This window comes from Streptomyces coryli (assembly GCF_011044975.1).
In the GTDB taxonomy this organism is placed as follows: Bacteria; Actinomycetota; Actinomycetes; order Streptomycetales; family Streptomycetaceae; genus Streptomyces; species Streptomyces coryli.
This window is the reverse complement of sequence record NZ_JAAKZV010000253.1, coordinates 1-11,299: the sequence shown is the minus strand read 5'-3', so window position 1 is coordinate 11,299 and position 11,299 is coordinate 1. Positions and strand designations below refer to the sequence as shown.

The window sequence follows — 11,299 nt, the reverse complement described above, 5'->3', positions numbered from 1 at the left end:
ATGCGGTACGCGGCCGCGCCCACCGCGGGCGGGACGGGCGGGCGGACGCCGGCGTCCGGCGCCGCTGCCGCCGGCTCCGCGCCGTCCAGCGCGAGCTGCACCTCCGCCCCGGCCGCCCGGGCCGCCTCGGCGAGGTCGGTGAGGCCCGCGAGGCCGGGCAGCGGTCCGCGATCCGGCGGTTCCGCGGCGGTCGCGTTGGCCCCTCCCCCGGCGTCCGGCAGCTCGCCCGTCCGCAGCACCTTCAGCGTCGTACGGAGCTCCTGCCGGGCGTCGCGGCAGGTGTCCGCGATCGCGTCCAGCGACGACGCCAGCGCCGTGCGGTCGAGGCGGTCCGGGTCGGCGACCAGGACGTGGGCCGCGACGGAGGTCTGCACCCCGATCACGGTGATGCTGTGCGCCAGCAGATCGTGCAGATCGCGGGCGATCCGCAGCCGCTCCTCCGCCACCCGGCGGGCGGCCACCTCCTCGCGGGTGCGCTCGGCGCGCTCCGCCCGCTCGACGATGGCGCGGATGTAGTTGCGGTGGACGCGGACCGCCTCGCCGAGCAGCGGTGGGAGCAGGATCCAGCCCGCGGTGCGTCCCATCTCCGGCAGCTCGTGGGGGTCGATGGAGAGCACTGCCGCCACGGGCACCATGAGGACCAGCGGCACCGCGATCAGCGTGCGCCGGCGCGGCCCGGCGACGGCGAGGGAATAGATGGAGATCATCGCCGCCAGGGACGGCGCCATGTGCGTGTTGTCCATCATGTGGTACGGCGCGATCACCGCGATCAGCACCACCAGCGAGCCGAGCGGGAAACGGCGGCGCCACGCCACCATCAGCACCCCGAGCACGAGCAGCGTCCAGCCCAGCGCATCCGGCCGGTGGCCGTCGTCCTTGGGCCCGACGAGCGCCAGCACCACCGTCACCACCGCGACAGCGGCGGTGAACAGCCAGTCCCGCCGCTCCGGCCACACCGAGCGGTGCTCGGGGTGCACGCGTACGTTCAGGGTCACATGGCCTCCAGCGGCAGCTCGGCGGTGACGGTGAAGCCCGGCTTCCCGTCCCCGCGCGGCCCGGCCGCGAGCCTGCCCCCGACGCTGCGGGCGCGCTCGCGCATGCCGGGGATGCCGTAGCCGCCGGGGGACGGCGTGGGCGGCCGCGGGGCTTCCTGGTGCGCGGCGGCGGGGCCGGAGTCCGTAACGGAGAGGTGCAGGGCCTGGTCCGCGCGGCTCAGCTCGACGCGGATCGAGGCGCCGGGGCCGGCGTGCTGCACCGCGTTGGTGAGGGATTGCTGCACGATGCGGTACGCGGCCGCGCCGACCGCGGGCGGCACCGGACGGCGGGGCGGGCCGGCCGCGGTGGCCTGCGGGGCTGCAGCGGCCGGTCCGGTGGCGGTGTCCGGGGCCGCGCCGTCCGGCCCGGAAGCGGGCTCCGGCCCCGCGGTGTCCGAGGCCGCGCCGTCCCAGGCCAGCTCCACCTTCAGCCCGGCCGCGCGAGCCGCCTCCGCGAGGTCGGAGAGGCCGGGCAGGCCGGGGAGCGGGCCGCGCTCCGGCGCGCTGCCGACGGGTCCCGGAGACGGGCCGGCGGGAGACGGGCCGGCGCCGACGGTCTCGGGCACCGGCAGGGCGCCTCCCGCCTGCGGTCCTGTCGCCGCGTCCGGGTACTCACCCGTCCGCAGCACCTTCAGCGTCGTACGCAGCTCGGCCCGCGCGTCCCGGCAGGTGTCCGCGATCGCGTCCAGCGACGACGCCAGCGCCGTGCGGTCGAGCCGGTCCGGGTCGGCGACCAGGACGTGCGCCGCGACCGACGTCTGCACGCCGATCACGGTGATGCTGTGCGCCAGCAGATCGTGCAGGTCACGCGCGATCCGCAGCCGCTCCTCCGCCACCCGGCGGGCGGCCACCTCCTCGCGGGTGCGCTCGGCGCGCTCCGCCCGCTCGACGATCGCGGCGATGTAGTTGCGGTGCACCCGGACCGCCTCGCCGAGCAGCGGGGCGAGCAGCAGCCAGCCGGCGGTGCGGAACATGTCCGCGCCCTTGTCCGGGTTGACGAACATCATCATCGTCATGGTCCCGGCCATCAGCGTCGGGATCACGATCAGCGTGCGCTTGCGCGGACCTGCGACCGCCAGCGAGTACGTCGCGACCATCGTCGCCACGGTCGCGGCGGCGTGTGCGTTGTCGAGCGCGTGGTACGGGGCCTCGGCCGCGAGCATCGCCAGCAGCACGCCCAGCGGGTAGCGCCGCCGCCAGGCGAGCGTCAGCACCACGAGCCCGAGCAGCACCCAGCCGAGCAGGTCCGGCCGCCTGCCGTCCTCCGCGAAGAGCGCCAGGCAGACGCTCACCGCCGCGACGGCCGCGGTGAACAGCCAGTCGCGCCGGTCAGGACCGGCGGCGCGGTGCCGGAGGTGTGCGCGTACGGTCAACACAGGCTCCATCCTCCCCGATGCATGCGACCGCCGGAGCCCCCACGGGCCCCGGCGGCCGACCACCCCCTGACCGTCACCTCAGGGTGGCGGGCTCCCGCTCGGCGGACGCCGCCGGCGGTGGCGGCTGTGCGGCCGCCGGCTCCTTGGACAGCTCGCCCGGCCACCACAGCTTGCGGCGCAGCAGCACGCTCGCGGACGTGACCAGGTAGGTCCGTACGAGGAAGGTGTCCAGCAGCACACCGACCGCGATGATGAAGCCCATCTCGACCAGGAACACCAGCGGCATGTTCATCAGCACCGAGAAGGTCGCGGCCAGCACCAGGCCCGCCGAGGCGATTACGCCGCCGGTGGTGCGCAGCGCGGAGAGCGCGGCCGGGACCGGCTCCTGCCCTGCGAGGCCGTTCTCCCGCATCCGGTGCATCAGGAAGATGCCGTAGTCCACGCCGAGGGCGACGAGGAAGACGAAGGACAGCAGTGGCAGCCCCGGATCGGCGCCCTCGAAGCCGAAGACCGGTTCGAAGACGAGGCCGCCGATGCCGAGCGCGGCGCCCCAGACCGCCACCACGGCGGCCACCAGGATCAGCGGGGCGACGATGCTGCGCAGCAGCGCGATCAGGATCAGCAGCACCGAGACCAGCACCAGCGGCACGATGACCTTGGTGTCGCGGGAGTTGGTGTCCTCCAGGTCGATCAGCTGGGCGCTGGCCCCGCCGACGTACGCGCCGAGGTCGCCGTCGAGGCTCTCGCGCAGCGCGTGGATCGTCGCCGTCTCGCCCGCGCTCTCCGGGGCGTCCTTCGCGACCACCGCGATCTCGGTCCAGCCGCCGCCGCTGCGGCCGCGCTCGACCGACTCCACGCCCTTGACCTGCTGGGCCTTCGCCACGGCCGCGTCCGCCTTGGCCGTCGGGGCGGCGACCTCGATCGGCTGGCTGCTGCGGCTGGGGTAGGCGGCGGCGAGGGTCTCGGTCGCGGAGATGGACTCGGGCTTGTCGGTGAAGGAGTCCTCGTTCTTCAGGCTGCCCGGCAGGTTCATCGTGCCCAGCGCCAGCGTGCCCAGCAGGATCGCGCCGCCGGCCAGGACGGCGAGCGGCCGGCGCCCCGCACTAGATCCCATGGCGGCGAAGATCGACCGGCGCTGCTTCGGCTCGCTCCCGTAGGCGGGGATCAGCGGCCAGAACGCCTTGCGGCCCGCCAGCACCAGCAGCGCCGGCAGCAGCGTCATCATGGCGAGCAGCGCGCTCAGCACGCCGATCGCGCCCATCGGGCCCATGCCGCGGCTGGAGTTCAGATCGGCGGCGAGCAGGCAGAACAGGCCGGCCGCGACCGTACCCGAGGAGGCCAGGACCGCCGGGCCGCAGCCGCGCAGGGCGGTGCGCATGGCGTCGTACGGCTTCTCGATGCGGCGCAGCTCCTCGCGGTAGCGGGAGACGAGCAGCAGGGCGTAGTCCGTACCGGCGCCGAAGACGAGGATCGTCATGATGCCGCCGGACTGGCCGGAGATCGTGGTGCCGAACCATTCGTGCGCGCCGTAGGCCGCGGCCATCGAGATCATGTTCGCGACGCCGGCGGCGACGAGGGGGATCAGCCAGAGGATCGGGCTGCGGTAGATGAGGATCAGCAGGACGGCGACGACGGCGACGGTGGTGTAGAGCAGCGGGCCGTCGAGCGAGTCGAAGACCTTGCTCTGGTCGGCCTGCATGCCGCCGTTCCCGCCGACCTCGGCGCTGAGGCCGCCCTCGCCCTGCACGACGTCGCGGACGTCGGCGACGAACTCGTTGCGCTTCTCCTCGTCCGTGCCCGGCTCATTGGTGGAGACCGGGTACATGAGGGTGGTGCCGTCCTTGGACGGGATCCCCTCGGGCTTGGTGGTCAGGTCGTGGGCGCCGGCCACCTCGTCGACCTGGGCGGCGGCCGCTGACCGGTCGGCGGCGGTGAGGCCGGCGTCGCGGTGATAGACGAGCACCAGGTCGGTGGTCTCGCCGCCGGGGAGCTTGTCCTGGATCTTGGCGACCTGGGTGGAGTCGGCGTTGGTCGGGAGGTAGTCGACGGCGCGGTTCTGCTCGGCGTCGCCGAATTTGCCCGCCGGCGACATGGCGAGCGCCAGGATCCCGATCCAGATCGCGAGCAGGGTCCACGGCACGAGGCGCCTTCGGCGGTGATTCGGCGGCGGTGGTGCGGTCTGCTGTTCCGTTACGGCACCCATGGCGGGGCCCACCCCTCTTCGGCTTCGGTCTCGGCGATTTCCGGTCCGCTAACCAGGCTCCCGGCGGCGGCGGACGCTTTCGTCGCGCGCCGGGCCGAGATCCGGGCTACTGCCCGGGGCGGCCCGGGGCGGGGGTTACTCCCCGGGGAGTACACCGCCGGGCGGCGCCCGCTCCCGGGGCTCCGCCCCGGACCCCGTATCGGCGCCTGCGGCGCCTCGGCCTCAAGCGCCGGCCGGGCTGGAATTGGCGCTGACGCGCCTCGGCCTCAAACGCCGGCCGGGCTTGATATGGGCGGGACCTGCACCGATCCAAGCCCGTCCGGCGCTTGAGGACCAGGCGCGGAGCGCCGGTATCAAGCCCGGCCGGCCGCTTGAGGCCGCGCGCCGCAGGCGCGACCCCCGCGGGCGGAGCCCCGGGCAAAGCGGACACGCCCGCCGCCAGGCGTATCGCATACTGATACGGACCCTCGCGAAGCGAATCGCTCGGTTAAGCTCGTCGCACTATGCGTTTCGGGCTGCTTCTTCTTAGCTGCCGCGGCGAGGGTCTGCGTCCGTAAGACCGACCCCCTCCCCGCGGAGTTTGGCGTTGCCCACGTCGGTCTCATGAAGCTCTCCGCGGAGGAAGCCACCACATCATGAGCATCAGCAAGAAGCCCACGCCGATCACCAATGCGACCGCCATGCAGCAGCCGTCCGGCATGCCCACGCACCGCTACGGGCAGTACGACGCCGTCGACATCCCGGACCGGACCTGGCCGAACAACCGGATCACCAAGGCGCCCCGCTGGCTGTCCACCGACCTGCGGGACGGTAACCAGGCGCTGATCGACCCGATGTCGCCGGCCCGCAAGCGGGAGATGTTCGACCTGCTGGTGCGCATGGGCTACAAGGAGATCGAGGTCGGCTTCCCGTCCTCCGGGCAGACCGACTTCGACTTCGTACGCAGCATCATCGAAGAGGGCGCGATCCCCGACGACGTGACGATCTCCGTCCTGACCCAGGCCCGCGAGGAGCTCATCGAGCGGACCGTCGAGTCCATCGTCGGCGCCAAGCGCGCCACCGTGCACCTGTACAACGCCACCGCCCCGGTCTGGCGCGACGTGGTCTTCCGCGGGTCCCGGGACGCCGTGAAGCAGATCGCCGTGGACGGCACCAAGCACGTCATGCAGTACGCGGAGAAGCTGCTGGACGAGCGGACCACCTTCGGCTACCAGTACTCCCCCGAGATCTTCACGGACACCGAACTGGACTTCGCCCTGGAGGTCTGCGAGGCCGTCTGCGACGTATGGCAGCCGGGCGAGGGCCGCGAGATCATTCTCAATCTGCCGGCGACCGTCGAGCGCTCCACGCCCTCCACCCACGCCGACCGCTTCGAGTGGATGTCGCGGAATCTGACCCGCCGCGAGCACGTCTGCCTGTCGGTGCACCCGCACAACGACCGCGGCACCGCCGTCGCCGCCGCCGAGCTGGCGATCATGGCGGGCGCGGACCGGATCGAGGGCTGCCTGTTCGGGCAGGGCGAGCGGACCGGCAATGTGGACCTGGTGACGCTGGGGATGAACCTGTTCTCCCAGGGCGTCGACCCGCAGATCGACTTCTCGGAGATCGACGAGATCCGCCGCACGTACGAGTACTGCAACCAGATGGAGGTCCACCCGCGCCACCCGTACGCGGGCGACCTGGTCTACACCGCCTTCTCCGGCTCCCACCAGGACGCCATCAAGAAGGGCTTCGAGGCGATGGACGCCGAGGCCGAGCGGCAGGGCAAGCCGGTGGACGAGATCGGCTGGTTCGTGCCGTATCTGCCGATCGACCCGAAGGACGTCGGCCGGTCGTACGAGGCCGTGATCCGGGTCAACTCGCAGTCCGGCAAGGGCGGCATCGCCTACGTGCTGCACAACGAGCACCAGCTGGACCTGCCGCGCCGGATGCAGGTGGAGTTCTCGCAGCTGATCCAGGCGAAGACCGACGCCGAGGGCGGCGAGGTCACCCCGGCGCAGATCTGGTCGGTCTTCCAGGACGAGTACCTGCCGACGCCGAACGGCAACGCCTGGGGCCGGATCCAGCTGCGCAACGGCCAGTCCACGACGGACAAGGACGGCGTCGACACGCTCACCGTCGAGGCGGTCGTCGACGGCGACGAGCGGACCCTGGTCGGCACCGGGAACGGCCCGATCTCGGCCTTCTTCCACGCGCTGCAGGGCATCGGCATCGACGCGCGGCTGCTGGACTACCAGGAGCACACGATGTCCGAGGGCGCCCGCGCCCAGGCGGCGTCGTACATCGAGGTCGCCGTGGACGGCAAGGTCCTGTGGGGCATCGGCATCGACGCCAACACCACGCGTGCGTCGCTGAAGGCGGTCGTCTCGGCCGTCAACCGCGCGGCCCGCTGACACCCGGCACACACAGCATCGAGCGCCCGGCCCGGCGCAGCATCGCGGGGCCGGGCGCTCGTTCGCGTACGCAACCGTCCGGAAGGGGGCTGACGGACGGCAGTCGTTGTGGCTAACATCACGTCCAATGCGGCAGCGTTGCCGGATTGTTACGGGAGGTACGGGACGTGATGCACTCTCGACGGCGCAAGAGCCAGGAACAGGGAGCCCGCAGAATCCGCGCTGCCGTGGGAGTACGCACCGCCTGGCATACCGTCGCCGACGGCGAGTTCTTCTGCCCCGACTGCGGGGGCGATCGCAACTACCGGCGGTGTACGGGCCGGCGGCGGTTCACCGTGCTCGGCATCCCGCTGCTCCCCCGCGGCGTCGCGGGTCCGGTCGTCGAATGCGCCGACTGCCGCGGCCACTTCGGCACCGACTCCCTCGACCACCCCACCTCCACCCGGCTGTCGGTCATGCTCCGCGACGCCGTGCACACCGTCGCGCTGGCCGTGCTGGCCACCGGCGGCGCGCAGACGGAGCCGGTGCGGGACGCCGCCCTGGGGGCGGTGCGGGACGCGGGGTACGAGGACTGCACCGAGGAGCAGTTGCTGGCGCTGGTGGCCGCGCTGGAGGCGGACACGGGACGACTGCCGGAAATGTTCGACTCGTCCGGCAGCACCTCCGGCGGCGCGCCCTCGCTGGAGATCGAGCTGCACGAGGCGCTGGAGCCGCTCGCCCCGCATCTGGCGCCCGCCGGGCGCGAGCGGGTGCTGCTGGTGGGCGCGCGGATCGCGCTCGCGGACGGGCCGTACTCGCCGGTCGAGCGCGAGGTGCTGACCACCATCGGCAGCGCGCTGCTGCTCTGCGCCGACGACACCGCCCGGCTGCTGGCGGCGGCGCGGACGCCGTCGTAGCCACAAGACCGGCAACCCGGCACCCCGCGCCCACTCGATCTCGGTAAATACGCTTACTGTCCGGCGACAAGACGGTCACGCAGTGCCACATTGCGGGGCATGAACACAGTCTTCTGCGGCATCGTGCCGCCGCACATGCTCGACAAGCTGGCACGCAACGACGACGACCGGCTCGCGACGCCGGCCCGCCGCACCCTCGAGCGCGACGCCCTGCAGCGCACCCGCCGCCGCATCACCACCGTCCGTACCGCCGCCGTCGCCCCCAAGCCCGCGGCCGAGGCGAAGCCGAAGCGGACGATCTGCGACGCCAAGGGCAGGGAGACGCTGCCGGGCAAGAAGGTCCGCGCCGAGGGCGGCAAGGCCGTCAAGGACGCCACCGTCAATCGCGCGTACGACGGCCTGGGCGCCACCTTCGATCTCTTCCTCAGCGCCTACGAGCGCAACTCCATCGACGCCGCCGGGCTCCCGCTCGACGCCACCGTCCACTACGGCGAGGACTACGGGAACGCCTTCTGGGACGGCGAGCGGATGGTCTTCGGGGACGGCGACGGGGAGATCTTCCTCGACTTCACCATCGCCCTCGACGTCATCGGGCACGAGCTCACCCACGGCGTCACCCAATACACCGCCAACCTCGAGTACTTCGGCCAGTCCGGCGCGCTCAACGAGTCCATGTCGGACGTCTTCGGCTCCCTGATCAAGCAGCACGTCCTCGGCCAGACCGCCGAGAACGCCGACTGGCTGATCGGCGCCGGACTGCTCGCCCCGCGCGTCACCGGCAAGGCGCTGCGCTCAATGAAGGAGCCGGGCACGGCGTACGACGACGACGTCCTCGGCAAGGACCCGCAGCCGGCCACCATGGACGGCTATGTGCGCACCTCCTCCGACAACGGCGGCGTGCACATCAACTCCGGCATCCCCAACCACGCCTTCTACCTCGTCGCGTACGAGCTCGGCGGGAACGCCTGGGAGCGGGCCGGGCAGCTCTGGTACGACGTGCTCACCGGCGGCGAGCTGCGCACCTCCGCCGACTTCGCCGAGTTCGCGCGGCTGACCGTCCAGGCGGCGCAGCAGCGTTACGGCGAGGGGCCCGAGCTCGCGGCCGTGCAGAAGGCGTGGTCGCAGGTGGGCGTCGCGGCGGCGGAGGAGCCGGCGTCGGTGCCGAAGCAGGCCGGGAAAGTCGAGGCGGAAGGTGCACCACCGCAGCCTCAGGGGTAGGCGGCAGGCATGCGTATCAGCGTGAAACGCACCGGCGGCTTCGGCGGCATACCCCGCCACCGCACCCTGGAGACGGCCGGCCGCGCGGACGCGGTCGGCCTGCAGGCCCTGGCCCGGCAGGCGATAGAGGCGGGCCGGCAGGCGCCCCCGGTGGGGGTGCCGGACGGGTTCACGTACGAGCTCACGGTGGACGGCCGCACCGTCTACTGCGCGGACCCGCGGCTGACGGACGCCCAACGGGCGCTTATCACGGCGGTGATGAAGGAGGGCGGCTAGAGGCGCGGTCCGCTGTCTTGACGCCGTCGTGAGGTGATCACCAGAATCGCGGCGCATGACGCCACGCTCGCTGCCGCGCTTCCCCGACGGTTTCCTCTGGGGAGTCTCCACCTCCGCCCATCAGATCGAGGGCGCCGTCGCCGAGGATGGCCGCGGCCGGTCGGCGTGGGACGACTTCACGGCCGTACCGGGGCGGATCAAGGACGGCGCGACGGCGGCCGTCGCCTGCGACCACTACCACCGGTATCGCGAGGACGTCGGGCTGCTCCGGGAGCTGGGCGTGGACGCGTACCGCTTCTCGGTCGCCTGGCCGCGGGTGCTGCCGGACGGGTCGGTTCTCAACGAGGCGGGGCTCGACTTCTACGACCGGCTGGTCGACGAGCTGTGCGCGGCGGGCGTACGGCCCGTGCCGACGCTCTTCCACTGGGACACCCCGGCCGCGGTGGAGGCGGCCGGGGGCTGGCTCGCCCGCGATACGGCGCAGCGCTTCGCCGACTACGCGGCGGTGGTCGCGGAGCGGCTCGGCGACCGCGTACGACAGTGGATCACCATCAACGAACCGGCCGAACTCACCCTGCTCGGCTACGGGGTGGGGCAGCACGCGCCGGGCAAGCAGCTGGTCTTCGACGCGCTGCCGGCGGCCCATCACCAGCTGCTGGGTCACGGGCTTGCGGTGCGCGCGCTGCGGGCGGCCGGGGCGGAGTCAGTGGGGATCGCGAACTCGCACGGGCCGACGTGGGCGGCTTCGGAGGCCCCTGCCGATCTGGAGGCGGCCGAGCTTTATGACGTCCTGCTGAACCGCCTCTTCGCGGATCCGGTGCTGACCGGGCGCTACCCGGACGACGATCTGGCGGCGCTGCTGCCGGGGCCGGTCGCCGAGGATCTGAAGGTGATCGCGGAGCCGCTGGACTTCTACGGGGTGAACTACTACCAGCCGACGATGGTGGGGGCGCCGGGACCTGACGGTGTCGAATTCTCGGGCGTCACGCTCCCGCCCGGACTCCCTTTCGCCCCGCGGGAGATCGAGGGCTATCCGCGTACGGACTTCGGCTGGCCGGTGGTGCCGGAGGCGCTGGGCGAGCTGCTGCGCGGCTTCCGGGAGCGGTACGGGGACGCGCTGCCGCCGCTGGTCATCACCGAGAACGGCTGCTCGTACGGCGGGGTGGACGACGCCGAGCGCATCGCGTATCACGACGGCCATCTGCGGGCGCTGCACGCGGCGATGGCGGAGGGGGCGGATGTGCGGGGGTACTTCGTCTGGTCGCTGCTCGACAACTTCGAGTGGGCGGAGGGCTATACGCAGCGCTTCGGGCTGGTGCACGTCGACTACGACACGCTGGCGCGGACGCCGAAGGCCTCGTATCGCTGGCTGCGCAAGGCGCTGGCGGAGGAGCTGCGGTGACGGCGACGCCGGCGCGGCCGACCGCGGCGGATCCCTTCGCCGAGCCGCGGTTACGGGTCCGCCCCGGCTGGACGACGGCGCTGGCGCTGGCCAACGGCGGGGTGTGGGTGGGGTGGTACGGGCCGATCCAGATCCTGCTGGCGCTGCAGGCCGAGGATCTGGCGCCGGCGGGGAAGGAGTCGGCGCTGGCGTGGGTCACCGGGATCGGCGCGGCGGTGGCGCTGGTGTCGAATCCGGTCTTCGGCGCGCTGTCGGACCGTACGACATCCCGCTTCGGGCGGCGTACGCCCTGGGTCTGCGGCGGCGGGCTGGCCGGGGCGGGCGCGCTGGTGCTGCTGTCGGGGGCCGGGTCGCTGACCGCGATGGTGCTGGGCTGGTGCCTGGTCCAGCTGGCGCTGAACGCCTCCTTCGCCGCCCTCACCGCCGCGGTCCCCGACCGGGTACCGCGGCTGCAGCGGGGCGAGGTGGGCGGCTGGCTGGGAGTGGCGCAGATCCTCAGCG

9 protein-coding genes are annotated in these 11,299 nt (G+C 72.7%); 6 read left to right on the top strand and 3 right to left on the bottom strand.

What is annotated here, in order from left to right; translation table 11 throughout:
- The 3 genes from G5C51_RS34800 to G5C51_RS34790 form a co-directional block, all read right to left on the bottom strand.
- The coding region (locus G5C51_RS34800) for a sensor histidine kinase (protein ID WP_338118411.1) at nt 1–995 on the bottom strand (995 nt) is incomplete at its 3' end.
- Nucleotides 992–2,407 carry a sensor histidine kinase gene (locus G5C51_RS34795; RefSeq protein WP_420824890.1) on the bottom strand — a complete coding sequence of 472 codons (1,416 nt, stop codon included), beginning with the start codon at nt 2,405–2,407 and terminating at the stop codon, nt 992–994. The genes G5C51_RS34800 and G5C51_RS34795, both read right to left, overlap by 4 nt.
- Nucleotides 2,408–2,483: 76 nt before the next feature.
- Nucleotides 2,484–4,613, bottom strand: coding sequence for an MMPL family transporter (locus G5C51_RS34790; protein ID WP_165243622.1), 2,130 nt, complete (start codon nt 4,611–4,613; stop codon nt 2,484–2,486).
- 635 nt (nt 4,614–5,248) lie between these two features.
- Here G5C51_RS34790 and leuA point away from each other — a divergent pair.
- The 6 genes from leuA to G5C51_RS34760 form a co-directional block, all read left to right on the top strand.
- Nucleotides 5,249–7,006, top strand: a complete 1,758-nt coding sequence (leuA, locus tag G5C51_RS34785; RefSeq protein ID WP_165243619.1) for a 2-isopropylmalate synthase — start codon at nt 5,249–5,251, stop codon at nt 7,004–7,006.
- Between the two features lie 170 nt (nt 7,007–7,176).
- Nucleotides 7,177–7,902: a TerB family tellurite resistance protein gene (locus G5C51_RS34780; RefSeq protein WP_165243616.1), complete on the top strand. Its 726-nt coding sequence runs from the start codon at nt 7,177–7,179 to the stop codon at nt 7,900–7,902.
- A 99-nt stretch (nt 7,903–8,001) separates the two neighbouring features.
- A complete protein-coding gene (locus tag G5C51_RS34775) occupies nt 8,002–9,120 on the top strand; it encodes a M4 family metallopeptidase (protein ID WP_165243613.1) in 1,119 nt (372 codons plus the stop codon).
- A gap of 9 nt (nt 9,121–9,129) precedes the next feature.
- Nucleotides 9,130–9,396 carry a protealysin inhibitor emfourin gene (locus G5C51_RS34770; RefSeq protein WP_165243610.1) on the top strand — a complete coding sequence of 89 codons (267 nt, stop codon included), beginning with the start codon at nt 9,130–9,132 and terminating at the stop codon, nt 9,394–9,396.
- Between the two features lie 55 nt (nt 9,397–9,451).
- Nucleotides 9,452–10,798, top strand: coding sequence for a GH1 family beta-glucosidase (locus G5C51_RS34765; protein WP_165243607.1), 1,347 nt, complete (start codon nt 9,452–9,454; stop codon nt 10,796–10,798).
- Nucleotides 10,795–11,299, top strand: a 505-nt coding sequence (locus G5C51_RS34760; RefSeq protein ID WP_165243604.1) for an MFS transporter, incomplete at its 3' end; no start/stop codon positions are given. The genes G5C51_RS34765 and G5C51_RS34760, both read left to right, overlap by 4 nt.